Source organism: Alicyclobacillus dauci, from assembly GCF_026651605.1.
GTDB lineage: Bacteria > Bacillota > Bacilli > Alicyclobacillales > Alicyclobacillaceae > Alicyclobacillus > Alicyclobacillus dauci.
On the sequence record NZ_CP104064.1, the window covers coordinates 803,682 to 824,387 of the forward strand.

At 45.5% G+C, this 20,706-nt stretch carries 18 protein-coding genes and 2 pseudogenes; 18 read left to right on the top strand and 2 right to left on the bottom strand.

Annotation, left to right across the window (positions count from 1 at the left end; genetic code table 11):
- Window positions 1–22: 22 nt before the first annotated feature.
- The 15 genes from NZD86_RS04015 (at window position 23) to NZD86_RS04090 (ending at window position 15,852) form a co-directional block, all read left to right on the top strand.
- On the top strand, window positions 23–847 hold the full coding sequence (locus tag NZD86_RS04015; RefSeq protein ID WP_268045204.1) for a flagellin N-terminal helical domain-containing protein: 825 nt from the start codon (window positions 23–25) through the stop codon (window positions 845–847).
- An 81-nt stretch (window positions 848–928) separates the two neighbouring features.
- Window positions 929–3,028 (top strand): flagellar filament capping protein FliD, encoded by a 2,100-nt coding sequence (fliD, locus tag NZD86_RS04020; RefSeq protein ID WP_268045205.1) that lies wholly within the window; start codon window positions 929–931, stop codon window positions 3,026–3,028.
- 44 nt (window positions 3,029–3,072) lie between these two features.
- Window positions 3,073–3,438 carry a hypothetical protein gene (locus tag NZD86_RS04025; protein WP_268045206.1) on the top strand — a complete coding sequence of 122 codons (366 nt, stop codon included), beginning with the start codon at window positions 3,073–3,075 and terminating at the stop codon, window positions 3,436–3,438.
- Between the two features lie 12 nt (window positions 3,439–3,450).
- Window positions 3,451–3,849, top strand: a complete 399-nt coding sequence (gene fliS, locus NZD86_RS04030; RefSeq protein WP_268045207.1) for a flagellar export chaperone FliS — start codon at window positions 3,451–3,453, stop codon at window positions 3,847–3,849.
- Between the two features lie 106 nt (window positions 3,850–3,955).
- Window positions 3,956–4,324 carry a flagellar protein FlaG gene (locus NZD86_RS04035; RefSeq protein WP_268045208.1) on the top strand — a complete coding sequence of 123 codons (369 nt, stop codon included), beginning with the start codon at window positions 3,956–3,958 and terminating at the stop codon, window positions 4,322–4,324.
- A 655-nt stretch (window positions 4,325–4,979) separates the two neighbouring features.
- A complete protein-coding gene (locus NZD86_RS04040; RefSeq protein ID WP_268045209.1) occupies window positions 4,980–6,266 on the top strand; it encodes a glycosyltransferase family 2 protein in 1,287 nt (428 codons plus the stop codon).
- A gap of 3 nt (window positions 6,267–6,269) precedes the next feature.
- Window positions 6,270–7,043 carry a glucose-1-phosphate cytidylyltransferase gene (rfbF, locus tag NZD86_RS04045; protein WP_268045210.1) on the top strand — a complete coding sequence of 258 codons (774 nt, stop codon included), beginning with the start codon at window positions 6,270–6,272 and terminating at the stop codon, window positions 7,041–7,043.
- Entirely contained in the window at window positions 7,040–8,092 is a 1,053-nt protein-coding gene (gene rfbG / locus NZD86_RS04050; RefSeq protein ID WP_268045211.1) for a CDP-glucose 4,6-dehydratase, read from the top strand. The genes rfbF and rfbG overlap by 4 nt, the downstream gene beginning before the upstream one ends.
- Before the next feature lie 5 nt (window positions 8,093–8,097).
- Complete coding sequence (locus tag NZD86_RS04055; RefSeq protein ID WP_268045212.1) at window positions 8,098–9,339, top strand: class I SAM-dependent methyltransferase; 1,242 nt, start codon at window positions 8,098–8,100, stop codon at window positions 9,337–9,339.
- Complete coding sequence (gene rfbC / locus NZD86_RS04060) at window positions 9,336–9,872, top strand: dTDP-4-dehydrorhamnose 3,5-epimerase (protein WP_268045213.1); 537 nt, start codon at window positions 9,336–9,338, stop codon at window positions 9,870–9,872. Before NZD86_RS04055 ends, rfbC begins: the two co-directional genes overlap by 4 nt.
- Window positions 9,873–10,008: 136 nt before the next feature.
- Window positions 10,009–10,806 carry a cephalosporin hydroxylase family protein gene (locus NZD86_RS04065; RefSeq protein ID WP_268045214.1) on the top strand — a complete coding sequence of 266 codons (798 nt, stop codon included), beginning with the start codon at window positions 10,009–10,011 and terminating at the stop codon, window positions 10,804–10,806.
- Between the two features lie 96 nt (window positions 10,807–10,902).
- Complete coding sequence (locus NZD86_RS04070) at window positions 10,903–11,391, top strand: acyltransferase (RefSeq protein WP_268045215.1); 489 nt, start codon at window positions 10,903–10,905, stop codon at window positions 11,389–11,391.
- 5 nt (window positions 11,392–11,396) lie between these two features.
- Window positions 11,397–12,179 carry an NAD-dependent epimerase/dehydratase family protein gene (locus NZD86_RS04075; RefSeq protein WP_268045216.1) on the top strand — a complete coding sequence of 261 codons (783 nt, stop codon included), beginning with the start codon at window positions 11,397–11,399 and terminating at the stop codon, window positions 12,177–12,179.
- A 238-nt stretch (window positions 12,180–12,417) separates the two neighbouring features.
- A complete protein-coding gene (locus tag NZD86_RS04080) occupies window positions 12,418–14,295 on the top strand; it encodes a glycosyltransferase (RefSeq protein ID WP_268045217.1) in 1,878 nt (625 codons plus the stop codon).
- A gap of 501 nt (window positions 14,296–14,796) precedes the next feature.
- Window positions 14,797–15,852, top strand: a complete 1,056-nt coding sequence (locus tag NZD86_RS04090) for a glycosyltransferase family 2 protein (protein WP_268045218.1) — start codon at window positions 14,797–14,799, stop codon at window positions 15,850–15,852.
- A 332-nt stretch (window positions 15,853–16,184) separates the two neighbouring features.
- Here the strand turns inward: NZD86_RS04090 and NZD86_RS04095 are convergent.
- Window positions 16,185–16,817, bottom strand: a pseudogene (locus NZD86_RS04095) (transposase); the annotation flags it as partial.
- Between the two features lie 84 nt (window positions 16,818–16,901).
- On the opposite strand from NZD86_RS04095, the gene tnpA reads away from it, so the two are divergent.
- The 3 genes and pseudogenes from tnpA to tnpC all read left to right on the top strand — a co-directional run bounded on the left by tnpA (window position 16,902) and on the right by tnpC (window position 19,520).
- Window positions 16,902–17,228, top strand: a complete 327-nt coding sequence (tnpA, locus tag NZD86_RS04100) for an IS66 family insertion sequence element accessory protein TnpA (RefSeq protein ID WP_268045219.1) — start codon at window positions 16,902–16,904, stop codon at window positions 17,226–17,228.
- 253 nt (window positions 17,229–17,481) lie between these two features.
- Window positions 17,482–17,841, top strand: a complete 360-nt coding sequence (gene tnpB / locus NZD86_RS04105; protein ID WP_268045220.1) for an IS66 family insertion sequence element accessory protein TnpB — start codon at window positions 17,482–17,484, stop codon at window positions 17,839–17,841.
- A gap of 88 nt (window positions 17,842–17,929) precedes the next feature.
- Window positions 17,930–19,520, top strand: a pseudogene (tnpC, locus tag NZD86_RS04110) (IS66 family transposase).
- 94 nt (window positions 19,521–19,614) lie between these two features.
- On the opposite strand, the gene NZD86_RS04115 reads toward tnpC, so the two are convergent.
- Window positions 19,615–20,421: a transposase gene (locus NZD86_RS04115; protein ID WP_268045221.1), complete on the bottom strand. Its 807-nt coding sequence runs from the start codon at window positions 20,419–20,421 to the stop codon at window positions 19,615–19,617.
- Window positions 20,422–20,706: the final 285 nt, after the last annotated feature.

Genomic DNA, 20,706 nt, shown 5'->3' on the forward strand with positions numbered 1-20,706 from the left:
CGTACTTAAAGGAGTGTCCAGAATGAGTGGCTTAATCATTAACCACAACATTATGTCCATGTTTTCTCTGAGTGCTATGAATACCAACCAAAGCGCTCTGCAATCGTCGATGCAGAAGTTGTCCACTGGCAAGCAAGTGAACACTGCGGCGGACGATGCTGCTGGATTTGCAATTTCGCAAAAAATGCAATCGCAAATCAATGGACTGAATCAAGCATCACAAAATTCGCAAGACGGCATTTCAATGCTTCAAACTGCTGATGGGGCTTTGAGTCAGACGCAGGACATTCTCCAACGCATGCGTACGTTGGCTATGCAAGCATCGAACGGCACGAACACGACTAGTGATATAGCGGATATTGGTACAGAAGTCACTCAGCTCCAAAGTCAGATCGACTCTATCGCTCAGCAAACAGCTTTTAACGGGCAGAATCTGTTAAATGGCAATTCAACCGTAACGTTGCAGGTCGGTGCAAACGCCGGTGAAAGCATGGTGATTAATTTCACCACGATGAATACAACAGCGCTTACTGTCGATGCTGCTAATGTAACCATTACGGATTATGCTTCTGCGCAAACTGCCTTAACGAATATCGACAATGCGATTCAAGCGGTTAATACACAGTTGGCGAACTTCGGTGCATATGAAAATCGGTTGAACTACACGGTTAACAATTTGAGCACGTCTTCTAATAATTTGACGTCGGCTCAGTCGGGTATTACGGATACCAACATGGCGAGTGAAATGGCGAATTTTACAAAAAACAATGTGCTCCAACAGGCGGCTGTATCGATGTTGGCTCAAGCGAATCAACAACCTCAATTGGTTCTCAAACTCTTGGGTTGATTTCACGGAATGGAGCCGACCGGATCAGATGGTCGGCTCTTTATTCATATTGGGATTTTTTTATAAAGGTGGGGATGTCATATGACGTACATTGGAACCTTGTCGGGGCAAAGTGGCTCGAGTTCTGGGGTGAGCTCCTCTGGGGCGGGTTTTTCTGGTGGGATATCTGGTCTTGCATCGGGTCTAAATACAGATAGTATGGTTCAGGGGCTGATGGAAGCTGCGCAGGTTCCGCTGGTCCAATTATTGCAACAACGACAAATTACTCAATGGAAACAAGAATCGTATCAACGAGTCAATAATACCCTGAATGACTTATCGAATAGTTTGTCGTCGTTACAATTGCAGTCGACATTCCTACAAAACACGAGTACTTCGACGAACAGTTCCCTCGTAACCGTCACGCCTGCTTCGGGTGCACAGACAGCCTCGTACAGTGTGCAGGTATATCAATTGGCTACTGGTGCGACCGTATCTTCCGCTGGATCGTTGACTAATCCTCCTGCGTCCGCCCAGACGTACGATAATACCGCGATTGCACAGCTGTCGACCATGTCGGGAACAACTGATGCGAACCCAAGCACCATTAGCAGTTCGTTTACAGTTAATGGAGAATCGTTTGCGTTTAATCCCCAAACTGATACAGTTAACTCGGTCTTGGCTAAGATTAATGGGGATTCTAAAGCTGGAGTGACCGGCTTTTATGATAGCAACACGGGTAAAGTTGTCTTACAGACTACCGGAACTGGCAGTACCGCCAAAATTCAGGTTTCAGGCGATACATCAATCTTTACGGGTGCTTTTGGTTTAGTTACATCGTCAAGTATGACATCCGAAGCGGTGACAGGCAGTCCAGGAGCTGACAATACACCACAGTTGAATGTTCAAGGATCGATGGACATTGGTGGTGTTCAATACACCTTGACATCGACAGAAACACTCGGTGCACTACAGCAAGCCATTCATGCGAATGCTACGACCACGGGTGTAGATGCGACAATCGTTAATGGAAACCAACTTCAACTCACTGGAACGGGATTGTTCTCTGGAATCAGTGTTTCAGATCCGACCATGCATCAGGATATGGGAACCGTTCTTGGCTTTACCCTTGACTCGGCAGGTCAAAGTTCTTCAGTGACGGCACAAAACGCATACTACAGTGTGAACGGATACGAGACGTCAAGTCAGAGTAATCAGGCCAAGCTAAATGGTAATACTTTTAATTTGATGGGAACCACGGCTGGTACACCGGTTAATGTGTCTGTTTCGACGAATGTAAATGCGATTGTTCAAACCATCACGGATTTCGTTCAGCAGTATAATGAGACGCTCCAGTATATGCAGGGGCAATACAACCAGGTTCGAAATTATGACTACCAACCTCTGACGAGTGCACAGGCTTCACAGATGACTGATCAACAGGTATCTGAGTGGAATCAAAAGGCACAAAGTGGTATGTTGGAGAATGATAGTCTCATTGGTGGAATCATGACCAATATTGAAAATGTAATGGATAACCAAATCGTCAGTGGGCAACCGACTTCGACGGTGAATGGCCAGACAGTCACGCTTAATTCAATGGCATCGATAGGTATCACGCCAATCAGTCCGATCACAGGTCTGAGTAGTGGGTCCGTTGCTCCTGGGGTGACAACTAGCGGTTTTAATTCCTACGGGCTTTTGCAAATCAATACCGCGCAGTTAACCGCTGCAATTCAGGCAGATCCGACTTCGGTGATGAATTTATTTACAAATTCAGGAACGGGTACTCCGACTAACCCCAGTAGTGACACTGGGATTGGAAAACTCCTTTATAATGCAGTGAGCTCGAGTATCAGTCAACTTCAAACACAGGCGGGGATCGGAGATAAGTATGATCCAACGGCTCCAGGTTCTTCAACTACTTCATCTAACAGTAGTACGGATTTTAGTTCTTTACTAAGCTATACGCTGATAGATCCGAATGCGGACTTGACCACATTGTTTTCGCCTGATGGATCTGATATTAGTTATCTTGGGCAACAAATCAGCCAATTTGATCAGAATGCGCTGTCTATGAATAGTCAGTTAGCAATGTTACAAAGTCGATACCAACAGGAGTTTTCTGACATGGAGTCATCAATATCACAATTGCAAACTATGCAGACTGCTATTTCATCGATGTCTTCCTCTTTGGGCTGAGGACCCTGCTATTCTGAGTTAGGTTGGAGGTAAGGGGCTTAAGAATGAATGAGTCGATTACTGCCTTGGTGGAAGAAATGCTGCAGATAGGTAATCAGGCATTGGATTCCCTGGAAGATCCTTCGCTTCCGTTCTCAAACGTAGAGGGATTACTTAATAAACGGCAGCGATGCTTTGAAACGCTGGAAGATGTCATTGCGGGGGCCGAGAGGCCACTTGGTTCAAAGCTTGAATGGATTCGTAGTAGTCTTTCATCAATTTTTGAACAAAACCAAAGGATTCTTGAAGTGGTCAAATCTCGACAGAGTGGAGTTGGGACTTCGCTTCGGTCCATTCGTGGAATTGAACGGTTTATTGCTAGGGCTTTGTCTACAAGTACGTCCGGGCGACAGATAAACGTCGTGTTATAGTGGGGTGATATCTTGTCATTCGCAAACCGTGCATCTTCAATGTACCGGAATTACTCAGTGCAAACGGCAAGTCAGCCGAAGTTGGTTGTGATGCTATACGACGGATGGCTATCTGCGCTTTCGATAGCGAAACAGGCGATTATGGACAAGAAAGTGGAGTTAGCGCATTGTCAACTAACGAAGGCTCAGAGTATAGTACAGTTGCTTAGTGGTACATTGGATATGCAATATGAAATATCGAAACAACTTGAAGCCTTGTATGATTTTTTCTACCGTCAACTTGTCCAGGCAAACATCGAAAAGAGTACTGTCATTATCGATGAACAAATTTCAATTGTCAAAGAATTGCGCGATGGTTGGGATGAAGCTGTGAAGCAACTAGCCGACCCAACTATCGGAGGGGTTGTCTAGAGGCCGCTCGGACTGGTTGTGTAACTGTTCACCGCTTTCTGTCTATCTTGGTCTTTTACTTCTTTGTCGCGGTTTTTTTACACACCGTATACCTAGGGGGATCATTATGACAAATCAAATGTTTTCGGGTGATATACAAAATGGGGCTTCTGCGACTCTAATCAATTTGTCCAATGCACCTCATCAAGTTGCATTGGCAAACGGCAAATCTGAGGTGAGCATAGGGGTATCCGACCAAGAATATGTGGGGCCGCAAGGGTCTTCCTTCCAAATGATGATTGACGAGTGGAAGCGTCTTTCCATCCAACCGAATCTGAAGGTGGAATTTGCCAAGGACGAACCTACGAACTCCATCTGGATGAATCTCGTGGATAATGCAACGGGTCAGGTAGTATTGAAGTTTCCACCGGAAGCAGTCCGCCTCTTGAAACAGCACAGTCAGGCTAGTGGTCTTGTTGCGGACTTTCGAACTTAATGGTGGAAACGGAGGTTTTTTGGAAACGCAGCTGTTATCACTGAGATTTTTGAAGATTTGTTTAGTCGCTTAAATTCCTTTGGCACGTTAAGTCATTCAGACAGGCATTCTGCATACATTACGATGGTGGTTTTACAGATTCGGTCGAATTTGCTCAGCACGAACCGAGGTCGGTTCGTGTTTATTGTTTTTCTATCAATTGATTATGTGTACAAGGCGTCATGATGCGTATGAAAATGCTTGGCCTAAATGTTGTGAAATAAAGACCGGTCAGTCATACATGTTCTCTATTATCGAATCAGCGGGTACAGGAACACGTGTTTTGTAACAACTGCTATACAACAATGGTCGGGGCAGTACATTATTGGAGAATTGAAGTTCACTTTATCGGCAACTGAATATGCTGTAAGCCGTGTTCAGTCAGCAAAACATCCTGCAATTCGGTTTAGTGCCGACGCTTGTTCCCATAATTGCTTCAAATCACGTTGTGTTCAGGCTTTTTATTTCTTCTTGTTCATCCTTTAAATCGTAGTCAGCTTTTAAATTTTACTGTATAACTTAAGTGTGGCTTAGCGGTATACGATAGTGGACAAAAATAGTCGTGATTCAGCAGATATCTAACTTGTTGTCGGTTACGAAGGGAAGTTTGAGACTCGTGCAAGAACAACTCAATGGTCTCTATAATCACGGTGTGGATCAACCACTTGTAAGTATTGTTATTTTAGCGTACAACAAATTGGAATATACCCAGTTGTGTATTAGTTCAATTCTTAAGTTTACATCCCACATTAATTTTGAATTGATTGCGGTAAACAATGGTTCTTCCGATGGCACAAAAGAATATTTTGATTCGCTAGCCAATGTGAGGGTAGTTCACTTGCAGACGAATGTTGGGCCGTCGAATGGCTTTAACGAAGGGATGAAGCTAGCACGCGGAAAATATACAGCTTGTGTATGTAACGACTTTATATTTACACCTCGCTGGTTAGACAACTTACTTTGTTGTATCGAGTCGAATGAGTCTATTGGATTTGTCTCACCAGGTGCTAGTAATGTGAGCAACTATCAAAGCATCATCGGTTCTTACACCAACATTGAAGAAATGTTGGCCTTTGCTGATCAGTATAACCATTCTGATCCCCAAAAATGGGAAGAGAGAGTTCGGTTACTCCCATGTGTTCTATTAGTACGGACCAGCATCTTAAAAGAGCTTGGTGGGTATGATGCACGGTTTTATTATGGTGAGTTCGCGGATGATGATATCAGTTTTAGAATTCGTCGCAGCGGATACAAGATTATTTATTGTAGAGACACGTTTACATTTCACTTTGGATCGGTGACAACGCATGAGGATCACATTCAAAACAACTCTCTTGCGGTAAGTAGAAAAATATTTATAGACAAATATGGCCTTGATGCCTGGGCCGATGCAATGTTCAATGACCAATTGGTCCGAGCCTTAGTGAACTTGTCCTCAGGATCACAAGCGCGAATCCTCGGTATCAATACCAAGTGTGGAGGTAACCCGTTGCAGTTGAAGAACTACCTCCGAGAAAACGGTTCAGATGGGATTAAGATTACGAATTATTGCTTGGATCAGAAATACCGAATGGATTTAGAGACTGTTTCTGACTACGTCCTTGACGGCCAACTATCAAATCTACATAAACAGTTGACAGGTCAGGAATACAACTACATCATTCTCGAGCACGATGACAACGTCTTTGAGCAATATCCTGAACTGCTTGACCAGTTGAGTCAATTGTTGGATGCGCAAGGTCAAATCGCATTGAGCTTACGAACTACAAGGGTTGACGAAGAATTGGTGAATATGACAGTGGGTCTTTTACTCAATCAAGGTTTTCAGGTGAATTATCTTCAATTTATAAAGAATGCTTTAGACGGATTGGATCTTATGATTGTTGCAAAAAGGGGCGCTTGACGCATGAAGGCCGTAATACTTGCGGGTGGTTTAGGTACACGGTTAAGCGAAGAGACGGTTACAAAACCTAAACCAATGGTTGAAATAGGTGGAAATCCGATATTGTGGCATATTATGAAGATATATTCCGCTCATGGAATCAACGATTTTATTATATGTCTGGGATACAAGGGATACATGATTAAGGAGTTTTTTTCAAATTATTTTCTTCACCAGTCAGATGTAACTTTTGATCTATCCCGGAATAGTATGGAGATTCACAATAACTATAGCGAACCTTGGAAAGTAACATTAGTAGATACAGGAACCAACTCTATGACGGGCGGGAGGCTAAGGAGAGTACAGCATTACGTGGGTCATGAGACGTTCTGTTTTACCTATGGGGATGGGGTGAGTGACGTAAATATTTCGGAACTCATCCAATTTCACAAACGACAAGGAACCATCGCGACTTTGACTGCTGTGGATCCCCCTGGAAGGTACGGTGCACTCGACATCGTTGGCGACACTGTCACGAAATTTAAAGAAAAACCTCGCGGCGAAGACAGCTGGGTTAACGGAGGATATTTTGTATTAGAGCCACAAGTATTTGATTATCTAAAGGATGATTCTACTGTATGGGAATTGGAGCCCTTGAATACATTGGCACGAGAACGACAGCTGTCCAGTTTTAAACACAGTGGATTTTGGCTTCCGATGGATACTCTGAGAGACCGGAACCGACTTGAAGAACTTTGGGATTCTGGTGAGGCACCTTGGAAGGTGTGGGATAAATGACATTTTGGTCAGGGAAACGAGTATTGATTACCGGTCATACCGGTTTTAAAGGAAGCTGGCTGTCACTTTGGCTTAGACATCTAGGGGCGACTGTAACTGGGTACTCCCTGGATCCGCCCACGGAGACAAATCTATTTTCGCTTGCCAAAGTAGCTGAACGAGTTACGAGCATTAAGGGCGATATCCGGGACGAACAGCAACTGGTTGCTCTATTAAAGAGCTTCCAACCGGAAATTGTATTTCACATGGCTGCTCAATCATTGGTAAGAAAGTCATATGATGATCCCATTCGTACGTTCGATACGAATGTTATGGGAACTGTTCATGTACTGAACGCGCTTCGGGTTGCTGAATGTCTAAAAGTGGTCATTAATGTGACAAGCGATAAATGTTACGAAAACAAGGAATGGCCGTGGGAATATCGTGAAAATGATCCCTTTGGCGGTTATGATCCATACAGCAGCAGTAAAGCCTGCGCAGAGATCGTTACCGCCGCGTTTCGCAGATCATTTTTTTCGACAAAAGGAGTTCATTTGGCTAGTGTCCGTGCAGGCAACGTCATCGGGGGCGGTGATTGGGCGGAAGATCGGCTTGTGCCTGACATTATCCGGGCTTGTATCGCTCAACGACAACCCACTATTCGAAACCCTAACTCCATTCGTCCTTGGCAACACGTGCTTGAACCATTGGAGGGCTATATGATACTAGCGGAAGCTTTATGGAATTTGGGAGAGCCCTACGCAGAAGGTTGGAATTTTGGGCCTAATGATGAGAATGTGCTGACCGTTAGGGAAATGACGCACAGCATTTTGGAGTTGTGGGGAACGGGGGCCGGGTTGAGCTATAACAAGGCCAAACAACCTCATGAAGCAAACATGCTTCGCTTGGATTCCTCCAAAGCAAGATTGCGACTAGGGTGGAGGCCCAAGTTGAATCTAATAACGACGCTTGAATGGACCGTTGACGCTTACAAACGCCATTATGATGGACAAGACATATCCGCTGTGGTGATGGAGCAAATTCAAGCGTATGAGAATATAAGGGGTTAACCGCCGTGAATGATAGGAAATGCCGATTTTGCCAGACACCACTTTATCAAACGTTTGTTGATTTGGGACTGTCCCCGGTATCTAATGCCTTTGTGAAACCTGAAAACGTAAATCAAGGAAATCGGTTTTACCCTCTCCATGCATTCGTCTGTGAGCAGTGCTTGCTTGTTCAATTAGAACAATTCGAATCACCGGAGGATATTTTTAGTCAAGACTATGTGTACTTTAGTTCCTTTTCAGAGAGCTGGCTAAAGCACGCGCAAACGTATGTTGAAATGGTAATAGACCGATATAACATTGGTAAGTCGTCAAAAGTTGTTGAGATTGCCTGTAACGATGGTTATCTTCTACAATATTTCATAGACAAGAATATATCTGTGCTAGGAATTGAACCTGCTTCAAGTGTTGCGGATGAAGCCCAGAACAAAGGAATACCTGTAGTAAGGTCTTTTTTTGGAACGGAGCTCGCTAAGGAACTGGTGAACCGCTCTCCCAAAGCAGACCTTCTCATTGGAAACAACGTTCTTGCTCACGTGCCGGACATTAATGATTTTGTACGAGGTCTGAAATTTTTGTTAAATGAACGTGGAGTTATTACAATGGAATTCCCTCATTTGCTCAGGCTAATGCAAGGAAATCAATTCGATACAATCTATCACGAGCATTTCTCCTATTTCTCCTTTTTGACGGTGCAGACCATCTTTTCCCGCTTCGGGCTTAGCCTATTTGATGTCGAGGAATTGCCGACCCACGGTGCGTCACTGCGCATCTATGCGAAACACGCGGAGGATGAGTCTAAACCAATTTCCGCCGCTGTAGAAAAATTGCTTACGCTGGAATACGAGGAAGGTCTACATCGTATGGAGACCTATCAGACTTTCTCAGATAAAGTTGTGAAGACGAAGAGACAAATTCTCGATCTCCTAATTCGCTTAAAAAACGAGGGTAAGTCCATTGTAGGTTACGGTGCTCCTGCAAAAGGGAATACCCTGTTAAATTACTGCGGTGTCGGTAGGGATTTTTTTGATTATGTTGTCGATAAAAGTCCGCATAAACAAGGGATGCTCCTTCCGGGAACGCTTATTCCAGTGTACGCACCAGACCACATTACAGAAACCAAGCCCGATATCGTAGTGATTATGCCGTGGAATATTAAGGAGGAAATAGTGCAACAAATGGGATACATTGACGAGTGGAATGGTCAATTTGTTGTATTTATTCCTGAGCCACGGGTATTGTTATCATGAAATTTATAGAATTGAAGTTGGCGGGATCATATCTAATTGAATTGGAACCAATTCACGACGAACGTGGTTTTTTTGCTCGTTCATGGTGCGTGAACGAGTTTGAAGCGCATAGCTTACACACAAGGCTTGTTCAATGCAATGTTTCGTATAACAAAAAAAGAAGTACGCTACGCGGCATGCATTATCAGGCCAGTCCCCATCAGGAAGCTAAACTTGTTCGATGTACGAGGGGGGCCCTCTACGACGTAATCGTTGATCTGCGCCCGAATTCGTCGACTTTTCAACAGTGGATCGGAATAGAATTGACCGCTGACAACCATCGTTCCCTATACGTTCCTGAAGGATTCGCACACGGCTTTCAAACGCTTGTAGACGATACGGAAGTATTTTATCAAATGACAGAGTTCTACAGTCCAGAGAGTGCTCGAGGTTTGCGTTGGGATGATCCAGTATTCGGAATTTGTTGGCCGATTGACAACCCTATCCTGAGTGACCGAGATAAAGGCTACGGGTTATGGTCAGGTTTACTATAACCCAAAGGATCACTCTAGATTAGACGTGTTATTCCATGAACCCAATATCACTAATGACTAGTAATGTACCATTCTTAAACATCTCTTAGTTCATTTAAAATGCACAAGAAAACGAGTTGAATAAGGAGCACGTAAAATGAATTTACATAACGCCAAACTAGCAATTGATGTCAGGAACGGGCTCATCGAGCTCACCCAAGGTAATGAAGTAGAAGAAATGTCTCTTTCCTCACCTGAGGGCTTTAGGGTTCTGTCAGATCTTTGGCTTCGATCCGGTTGGGACAACAAACACGTTTATAGCTTTACGTGGATGGGGAGACCTATCATTCAACTTCCAGAAGATATGATCCGCATGGCGGAACTCGTTTATGCGCTCAAACCTAGTGTGATTATTGAAACTGGAATTGCACATGGCGGATCCCTTATTTACTATGCATCGCTTCTTCAAAACGTGGGCGGAGGTAAAGTGATCGGGGTGGATATCGAGGTTCGACCCCATAACAAGCAGGCGATTGATCGCCATGAAATGAGACCCTTTTTGGAGATTGTGGAAGGAGACTCTGTGGGTGAAGATACCGTCAAAATGGTCGCGGAGCTTGTTGAATCATACAAGCGAGACGGTTCCCATGTGATGGTGATACTCGACTCTTGTCATACAAAAGATCATGTTCTACGCGAGCTTATCGCGTATTCGAGGTTCGTTACGAAGGATTCCTACATTATTGCAATGGATGGAATCATGAAGGACGTCGCAGGTGCACCTCGAACCCAGGAAGATTGGTCTTGGGACAATCCGGTTTCAGCTGTTCATGACTTCTTACAAGAAAATTCCGGAAGGTTCCAGCTTATTGAGCCTACCTTTCAGTTTAATGAAGGAAACGTCAAGGACCGGGTAACCTATGCCCCAAACGCAATTCTCCAACGGATAAAATAAGGGTCAGATTAATGAACCCCAATTCTTAAATCACTGGCCAAATAGCCACATGGCTTTTTGAAGTTGACCTTGGGTTCCGAATTTAGGAGTGACAATATGAATCGATTCGATGAGAGTGCTATCATTTCTCCCTATTCGCGAATCGAAACCTCGGTTCGCGGTAATGTTGTGGAAATTCACCATGGTGCTGTGATCGATGATTTCGTTAAGATCAAATTTGCCGGCGGGTCAGGCGACATCATAATCGGAGAAGGCAGCTATATCAACTCCGGGTGTGTACTATACTCAGGGGGGGGAATCACGATAGGGAAACATGTACTTATTGCGGCAAACTGTACACTTGCTCCTGTGAACCATGAGTATAACGACAAAACAAAACTCATCAAGGACCAGGGTTTTAAGAAAAGCTGCGGTGGAATCGTTATCGAGGACGATGTATGGATTGGCGCTGGATGTGTTCTTCTTGACGGCACCCATATCGAACGAGGATGTGTAATTGGAGCGGCGTCTTTTGTTAAGGGATATTTTTCTGCATATGGCGTGTTCGGAGGAAATCCGCCCGAGAAGAGAGGCGAACGTTCATAATTACCGTGATTGGTGGAAGAGGCTTTGTCGGAAGCGCTATTGTTCATGAACTAATCAACCGGGGAGACAACGTGTGGGTTCCGAGTCGTGATGACCATTCTATTTTTTCACAGCCGTTAGGTGATGTGATTTACGCTGCTGGCGTTACAAGTGATTTCCGATCGCGGGTCCTTGAGACTGGCGAAGCGCACATATGCCTTCTGAAAACAATCTTAGAAAAAGCAACGTTTCGCTCGCTTATTTATTTGTCTTCAACGAGAGTTTACGGGGATGGCGAGAGTTACGAAGAAGCACCTATTCAGGTTAATCCCCTATCGCTTGAACATGTCTATAATCTCACAAAGCTTACGGGTGAGGCGCTTTGTCTCCACAGTGGAAGACCCACCAAAATAGTTCGCCTCTCCAACGTCATCGGCGAAGATGAGGCGGCTGGGCACTTCTTCTCTATGCTTCTTCATGAAGGACAAGAAACTGGGAACATTATTCTACGTTCTTCACCACAATCTGAAAAGGATTACATCTGGATTGATGATGTAGTGGAACTTGTTTTATCTATTATGACGCGAGGGAAAGAGAATATTTACAATGTTGCAAGCGGGAAAAACATATCGCATGCCGAGGTACTAGAATGGATTCATAAATTAACCGGGGCGTTATGGAGTTGCGATAACACGTACAAACCAGTTATTTACCGAAATATAGACATAGAAAAGATCAAAAATGAGTTTGGCTTTGTTCCCAAGAATCCGTTCGAAGCATTCTTCAAACGAAAAACAGAAGGCCGTTAATCCTTGTTTCTAATTATATATAGTGCATACCATCGTGGATGGTTTGCTTGATCCGCTTATCAACGCACATCTTCGCCAGATACTCGCACAGGAACACGTGTGCCAAGCGGGACAGGAGTAACCATCTTTTAGACAGGGGGTTAGTCGGTCTATAATACTGATTAAAAACCCCTTTTGTTTACAATCATTTTGCATTTGAAACGGAATGATCATGTTGAAACTATCTTTATGCAGTATCGTGAAGGATGAGGAGCTTGTCGTTCGTAAAATGCTTGAGAGTGTTGTGGGTGTCGTCGATGAAATCGTCATCTTTGATACAGGCTCCACCGACTCAACCTTTGACGTCATTGAATCGTTCTCACGCGAGCACGTAGGTCTGGTACACCTTCATAAAGGTGAATGGACAGGCGATTTTGCTTCAGCGCGCAATAGATCAATTGAATTGGCCACAGGAGATTGGATCCTCATTCTTGATGCGGATGAGTATTTGGACCAACATACTAAATGGGGCATAAGGTCTTTCCTGGAACAGACTTCAGCGGATGGTGTTACTGTCACCATTCGGAGTTACCTAGGGCATGGCAGCGCAGCACTGGGAAACATTTCAATAAACGATGCCTGTCGCATTTTTCGCAGTCATTACCGCTTTAAGGGAATCATACATGAGCAGGTGGCTGAAGGAATTGTCGAAAATGGCGGAGAGATTGTCCGAGGAACTGCGTTTGTGCATCATCTGGGTTACTTAGCGGAATACCGGATGTTCAAACAAAAAGTTCAACGGAATACGGATTTACTCGAAAAGGAGTTTCGAAGCATCCCTCGACGTGAGAAACATCACAGATGGTTTTCGGGAACAAACCTAGTAACGGAATACCTTACTTCTGGTAAAATACAGCAGGGCATTGATGAAGCACGTCTACTAATTGAAGAAATGAAAAGGGAGAAGAAAAAACCCGATATACTTAACCGGCTTTATCGGTTATATATTGAGTGTCTTTTTCAGAATAACCGGTTGCAAGATGCATTGCGAGCGAACTTAGAGGCGATTCGTTATTTCCCTAATTTCACTGATCTTTACTTAAAAAAAGCCACGGTTGAAACATCCTTGGAATTATATCATAGTGCAATAGGTTCTATTAATGAGTGTAAACTACGTGGTGATGTCAACGGTGGTACACTTGATCGCATGGAGGGAATAGGTACATATCGTGCGGATTGTCAACTTGGATATTGTTGGTTTGAACTGGGTGACGATCTGTCGGCAAGAGAGGCATTTTTCAATTCCTTTGCTTTGAATCATTCTCTTGCTACAGTTCTCCCAATGCTCATGCTGTTAACGGATGACGCAGAAACCTTTGAAGCCATGCAACAAGTCGTTGATAGGCAGCCAAATCTTCAACAAGACTTTGCTTTGCACTATGCCCTGCGAGGAGAACCTGCTGCAATTACCCTGATAGATTCGCTTACACACACGTACGGAAACACTATAACCCTTCGGCAAGCACGCTTTGCCGCTCAAATTGCGTTGGGACAAGAACCTTCATTGCCAGATAGCCTCATCCCTGATGATTATGTTAGGCATGGACTTTGGTTCTTCGAACAAGGGGACACCGGAAGGGCAACCTCTATGTTTAAGGATGGAGGTCAACTCGGGCAATATTTTCTAAGTGGATTAGATGATGACCTTAATAATTGGGATTTGGGTCCTGTTGTGTGGATTCTTATTATGGCAAATGCCAAGCGTTATTTAGCAAACGTGTTACCAAGAGCATCACATCGACCAAATACGATGGCGTTACTGACCCACACAAGATTAGCAGAGGTATTTACATCAGAAGAAGCTCTCGCTTTGAGTCCGCAACACCGTCTCGACGCGACATGGAAAATTCGTCAGTATATATTACAAGGAGATTTTGACGCAGCAAAATCGATGCTTGAAACTGCAGTACTACCGGATAAAAGGTACTCGGTATCTGGGTACATACTCCTTGCGGAAATGGATCGAGACAACCAAGTAACTTGGCTACAGGAGGCATTAAAGCATTATCCAGATAGCAAACTTTTGAAGTTTCTACGTTCCCGCATTTTAATGACAGGTGCTAGTGGGGTTCATTGAGCAAGTTAGGATAACGGGAACGGGTGGCATGAGATACACACGGGCAAAACGCTGCTGTTGAAAGTAGAACGACAATTGAGCGGTGGTCGAGTAGACTCGGCGGTCCTTATCAATAACCGGAACATACCGCCGTTTCCGCTAGACAGCAACATCCCAAATACATGCGGACAATGGAAATTTAATTGTTTCGTCAGTTACTTGTTCCAAAAGGTTTTTGTCCGCTTGAAGGGATACTCAAGTGCTCTACAAGGTTGACGAATTGTACTCACCTGATGTTGACCAGGGTATTCCGCGAAGTGATGATCCTTCAATTGGCTAGTGTCTATCTTGATATTGTCTGAACGAGACCAGAACCTCCCACCACTTCACACGCAGAGATTTTAGTTGAAAGACGTTCTAATTGTTCTATGTATGTAAAAAGTCTATGCATGGGGCAATATAGATAGCATTTCTGTGTTGGGTAGTAGCTTTTGAAATGATTCTAAACGAGGAGGAAAAAGCTTGAAACTTTCACTGGTTATGATCTCCAAAAATAGTGAAACAACACTTGGGCTCTCTTTGGATAGCGCGAGAGATTTCGTTGATGAAATCATTGTTGTAGACACCGGTTCTTCAGATCACAGCATTTCGATCGCTAAAGACCATGGTGCAATGGTTTATACATACGTCTGGAAGAACGACTTTTCCGATGCACGTAACTTTGCGTTATCCAAAAGCAGTGGTGATTATAATCTAATTTTAGATTCCGATGAACAAGTAGTAAATATCGATCGGGAAAAAGTCACGCATTATCTAAAAGGAATCAATGTGATTGGCAAAATCAAGCGCATCAATTTCTACGATGAAGACGGAGAGAAAAGGATTTTTAAGGAATATATATCCCGCGTAATTCCAGCTGGCCTAATTTTTTCGGGACGTGTCCATGAACAGGTATACAGTACTTTACCTCGGGTTCGATTACCGATAGAAGTGAACCACTTTGGATATTACAAAACGGATAAAACGGATCGAAACATCAATTTAATAAAGACTGAATTAACGTGCCATCCCGATAACGGATACTTACATTATCATATTACGCAGGAGTACACACAGCGCAAAGACTTTCAGTTGGCATTACAACACTTTGAAATTGCAGATACTTTATTAGGCGGCAATGAGCCTTTCTATTCAAATTTTATCGTGGATTGGCTATACGCTTTGATTGAGTGCAGTAGGTGGACTATAGCCCTACAAATTATTCAACGAGAACGAGAGCGTCTACATGACTGCTCGGATTTTTGGTTTGTATATGGCATGCTGTGCATGTCATATGCGCAGATAAACATTGAATACTTTCTTGAAATTAAACGGGCGTTTTTGACTTGCTTGTCAATTGGTGAGACACTCAAGTACGCTACGGTCGATGGGACCGGGAGTTATCTTGCTATGTACAACCTGGGCGTATTCCATGAGGCACTTGGTGAGTTCAACAAGGCTGCGGATTGGTATAGGTTATCTGCTAGTTTGGGTTATGACCGTGCGGAAGACAGACTAAAACACATGGAACAAAATTGACAGATAGAGAATTGAACAATTTGCTGGGCTACTTTATTAAGACTAAGCGTAACCTTAAGTTCAAAAAGGCGGAAAGTTCATCACGTATCAAGACTTTCGGGAGCCTGCTGTTTTGTAAACGCTCGTTTGGATCATCAGCTTAAAGGGCGTGCATTTATAGCTGTGCATAGCGTCGGTGTATTAGCCAAAAGAGTTTTTGGCTAATACACCACATGGTGCCAAGTATAGACCGGGGCCGACGAGAGAGCAATGAGCAAAGTATATAAAACATCGCCACAAGGGCAAGGCGGGAACAGTTTTACTACGCCGGACACTTAACATGTTTGATGCCATTAAACTGATAAATTAGGGGCTGCTGAATGATTTATGACGCAACCCTGATCATACCGAAATCCATTCTTCAGGAATTCTCCGAACATGAGCCAAAAAAGAAGCCGTAGCCTCTTCTCGAGGTTCATGACCAGCAGTTGCATAGCGATCACGGTCTCGCTTGTCTGACGAAGACGTGCTCGAATCAAGCCAAGCCCATAGATTCGCTTGCTCTCGCCAAATTTCCCTTCCACCGCGTTACGCTCGCCCATGTCCTGTCGCTCCAGTTTCTTTTGCTCTGGATCCGTCTGTTTGGGCGGTCTCCCCAGTTTCGGGCCACTCAACCGGATCTCGTGTTCCTTGCAATACCTCAGATTCTCTCGCGTTCGATAGATCTTGTCTGCCAGAATCGTTTCCGGATAGTATCCGAAGCGCTCCACATATCGTTCCACCGACTCAATCAGTGTCGTTCCCTCGTTGAAGCTGTCCCAACTGTTCTTCTCCATCAAGGTGTATCCATCGACGACGCTGATGGCAACTTTTGCGCCGAACTCCACATTCGCCTTTGCCTTCCCACGCACAATGGGTCGAACGTCGGGTTGCGCGATGCTCACGATTCTGTCATCCACCCGATGGTTGCGGGAACGATACATCTCTCGTATGCGTCAAATTCTTCACACCTAGCGAGGATACCGGATTCCTGAAAGAATGCAGTTAAAACTTTCAAGGAGGGCTTCGTTATGACCAAAAAAGAATTGGCAGAATTACGAGAAACGTGGCGTGAACGCGTAGCTGCATTCCGGGATAGCGGTCTGAGTGGCGCGGCGTGGTGCGCTGAGCAAGGCATAAAAGAACATCAATTGTGGTATTGGGTAAGTCGCTTTCGTGAAAAATCCCCGAAACCGTCCGTTTCGACTGACTTTCTACCCGTGCAGGTTCATGAGTCCATTGCCAATCTCCCTCTGCTCGTCCGGGTTGGCTCCGTTGCCATTGAAGTACACCCGGGATACGACGCCCAACTGTTGCGTGACCTGGTTGAGACACTCACGGGCTCATGCTGTATTTGATAAATAGGGTTTGAGCCACTCTGATCCGATTAAAGTGAGCCAGGAAGCATGTCTGTCACTCCATTTATGGAATCGCTTGACATGGAGCCTCTTGGGGCATGATGTGCTGCGAAAGCCTGCCGCATAAAGGATTCCGCACGGCGTACCAGCCTATCATGCCCCACACTCCATGTAAAGCGATGCGATCCTCCTGGAAATTGAGTGGATCACTTGCAATCGATCAAAGTGGATCTTCTTCGATTATCAAAAACACATGCTGAACCATATCGGTACAGAACAGCGCGTCTATCTTGCGTGTGGTGTCACGGACATGCGGAAGAGTATCGATGGATTGGCGGCCTTGGTGCAAACGCAATTCCAGTTAGACCCGTTCTCCCAATGTGTCTTCGTTTTTTGCAATCGTCAGCGGGAAAAATTGAAGATTCTGTATTGGCAGTATAACGGATTCTGGTTATTGTATCGCCGGTTGGAACGAGGCCGATTTGAGTGGCCCAGCTCGTCTCAGGACAAGACGCTTGTCATTAGCCAACGCCAGTTGAATTGGTTGCTGGATGGATTGTCTCTCAACCAGCAGAAAGCTCATCCCAAGGTGGCGGCGCAAAAGGTCGTCTGAGTGCCTGAAAGGCAGGCATGGATTTTGAAACAAAAAGTTATTGGAACCCTTGATATGACAAGGATTTCGGGGTGTGTTCGTCGAAGAGATAACTATGGAAAATACGTCTTCAGAAACCATCGAACAAGTTGAAGTTCTACAACAGCGCTGCACTTCCTTGGAACAGGAGAACGCCGAATTAAAACAGCAAGTGAACTTGCTGCTTGAACAACGGCGTCTGGATCGGCAAAAGCGTTTCGGGGCATCCAGCGAGCGGTCTGACGCTGAGCAGATGCGGTTGTTCAATGAGCCAGAGACGGCGTCGGATGAAGAGCCAGAAATAGAAGAGCCTTTGGTTGATACGGCGACACGCAAGCCACGCAGGAAACAACCTGGACAGCGGGAAGCCATGCTGGCGAACCTCCCTGTTGAGCGGATGGAATACCGCCTGCCAGAGGCAGAGCGCGTGTGCCCGTGTTGTGGCGGCCCCTTGCACGAGATGAGTGCGGAGGTACACCGGGAACTCAAACATATTCCGGCACAGACGGTCGTCGTTGAACGTGTGCAATACATCTACGGGTGTCGACCGTGTGAGAAAAATGAGATTCACCCGCCCGTGGTCAAGGCGGACATGCCGCGCTCGGCGTTTCCCGGGAGTCTGGCGTCGGCATCCATGGTGTCTTATATCATGAGTAAGAAGTTTGTGGAAGGCATGCCTTTGTACCGACAGGAGCAGCAATTCACCCGACAGGGCATATCACTTTCTCGTCAGACGCTGGCGAATTGGGTGGTAGTCGGAGCCACGCGTTGGCTGAGCCTCATATTCGACAGGCTTCATGAGGAATTGCTTGCCCGACATTATTTACATGCAGATGAGACAACACTGCAGGTACTACACGAACCCGGACGGGCGGCCAATTCGAAATCGTATATGTGGCTGTACCGAAGTGGACGTGATGGACCGCCGATTGTGCTGTATGACTATCAAGAGAGTCGGTCGAAGGAGCATCCGAAGACGTTCCTCCGAGGGTTCAAGGGGTACCTGCATGTAGACGGATATGCCGGATACCACGACGTGGAGAACGCGACACTGGTCGGGTGCTGGTCTCATGCGCGGCGCGGTTTCAATAACGCCCTTCAATCGCTGCCGAGCGCCGAACAGAAAAAACTTCGGCTGCACGGACTGGGCTTCAATATTGCAATGAGTTATTCAAGATTGAACGTGGGTTGAAGGACGCCACACCGGAAGAACGTCGAGCAGGCCGAGAAAAGCAAAGTCGACCCGTGCTCGATGCTTTTTCAGCATGGTTGCATGAGCAGAGTCCACTTGTGCTGCCAAAGAGTGTTTTAGGCAAAGCCATTACGTATTGCATGAACCATGGAGCAAACTCATTGTGTTTCTAGAAGACGGGAACCTGGAACTGGATAACAACCGGAGTGAGCGGTCTATCAAGCCTTTTGTGATCGGCCGCAAGGCGTGGATGTTCAGTAATACACCACGTGGTGCGAGAGCAAGTGCCATTACTTATAGTTTGGTAGAGACGGCGAAAGAGAATGGTTTAGATCCGCGCCTATATCTGGAGTATCTGTTTGAGCGGCTACCAAACATCCAAATGGATGACGAGCATGTCGTAGACGCTTTGCTGCCGTGGTCCGAAGAGTTGCCAAAGGAGATACGAAAACGAAAGACAAGAGCATAGAAGATCAACATCCCCGCCAGCGACGCTGCGGGGATTCATTATATCCGATTATGAACAAACGTGGTTCGTGCACAAGGTGTGCCGGGTTTGACGTTCACTGTGGTACGAGTTGTTCGATGAATCTCAAATTCCGCACCACATAGCGCAATTGCCGCCCGATTGCCTTACGAATCTCTGCTCGACCTGGTTTGCGGTTCTTCGCCGTTCTCAGGTAGTCACGACGTGCTTGACGCCGTCGGTCTCTGGGCTTTTTCATGTCCCCTTTATGTGGCACATGGAGCGTGTCGATGATATCCTCCAGCTTCTCGCGAGATGTGTTGAGCAGCGACAGGTCCGTTGGATACGCAACATCTGCTGGTGCGCAGGTCGCATCCAGAATGAGCTTCCCTTGATGCGTTCGCGGCTGAGACTCCGTTTGTGAGCTATCATTGCTATCAGTTCCGGGCGATGTAGGCGGTTCGTCCTTGTGTTCATCGTCGTACCCGTCCTGGTCCTCCTGCAATCCAGCTTGCCTCCACTCGTTCACTTGGTTGATGACATCGGGACCAAGGCGTTTGCGGAAGTAGGTCAGCAGGGAAGGATCAAAAGGCGGTTCTTCCTGATACGCCTCAAGACCAAGGAAGTACTGCAGGTACGGGTTTTCTATGATGTGCTGAACCAAGTGTCGATCGGAAAAACCTTCACGTTCCTGAATGATGAGCGCGCCAAGTGCCATCCGGACAGACACCGCGCGTCCTCCTCGAGGGTCCTTACTGAACTGCTTGCTGTATTCCTGTTCCACACGTCGCCACGGGATGAGATAGGAAAGCTGAACCCAGCGATTGTTTTCGCTGAGTCGGCCACCAAACGGCAGAAAGAAGTCTCCGGGAAGTATCTGTTGGTCCTGATGATTCGCGTACAATGTTCGTCCTCCAAGTGCACGGTTTTTCGCTCGTTCCGCTCAAAATCCATACACTTTTATTCGACAAATCGTACCCGAAATCCTTGCAGTGACAGGATTTTTAGTTCATTCAGCAGCCCCTAAATTAGTTATACATGTGGTCACTAGCATTGCATAAAACTTCTCTGAGCTTGTCAAGTGAGGCACACCACGGTCTGGACACCAGGTCTGAACACTCAGATTTTTAATTTCAGCGGCTTATGGTCTAAAAAGTCAGTACTCCTGTGTCAGGTAGTCCCAATATCC

Coding starts and splice junctions, on each gene's coding strand:
- NZD86_RS04015 (WP_268045204.1), top strand. CDS start 23: ATGAGTGGCTTAATCATTAACCACAACATTATGTCCATGTTTTCTCTG.
- fliD (WP_268045205.1), top strand. CDS start 929: ATGACGTACATTGGAACCTTGTCGGGGCAAAGTGGCTCGAGTTCTGGG.
- NZD86_RS04025 (WP_268045206.1), top strand. CDS start 3,073: ATGAATGAGTCGATTACTGCCTTGGTGGAAGAAATGCTGCAGATAGGT.
- NZD86_RS04035 (WP_268045208.1), top strand. CDS start 3,956: ATGACAAATCAAATGTTTTCGGGTGATATACAAAATGGGGCTTCTGCG.
- rfbF (WP_268045210.1), top strand. CDS start 6,270: ATGAAGGCCGTAATACTTGCGGGTGGTTTAGGTACACGGTTAAGCGAA.
- rfbG (WP_268045211.1), top strand. CDS start 7,040: ATGACATTTTGGTCAGGGAAACGAGTATTGATTACCGGTCATACCGGT.
- rfbC (WP_268045213.1), top strand. CDS start 9,336: ATGAAATTTATAGAATTGAAGTTGGCGGGATCATATCTAATTGAATTG.
- NZD86_RS04065 (WP_268045214.1), top strand. CDS start 10,009: ATGAATTTACATAACGCCAAACTAGCAATTGATGTCAGGAACGGGCTC.
- NZD86_RS04070 (WP_268045215.1), top strand. CDS start 10,903: ATGAATCGATTCGATGAGAGTGCTATCATTTCTCCCTATTCGCGAATC.
- tnpA (WP_268045219.1), top strand. CDS start 16,902: ATGACCAAAAAAGAATTGGCAGAATTACGAGAAACGTGGCGTGAACGC.
- tnpB (WP_268045220.1), top strand. CDS start 17,482: ATGCTGAACCATATCGGTACAGAACAGCGCGTCTATCTTGCGTGTGGT.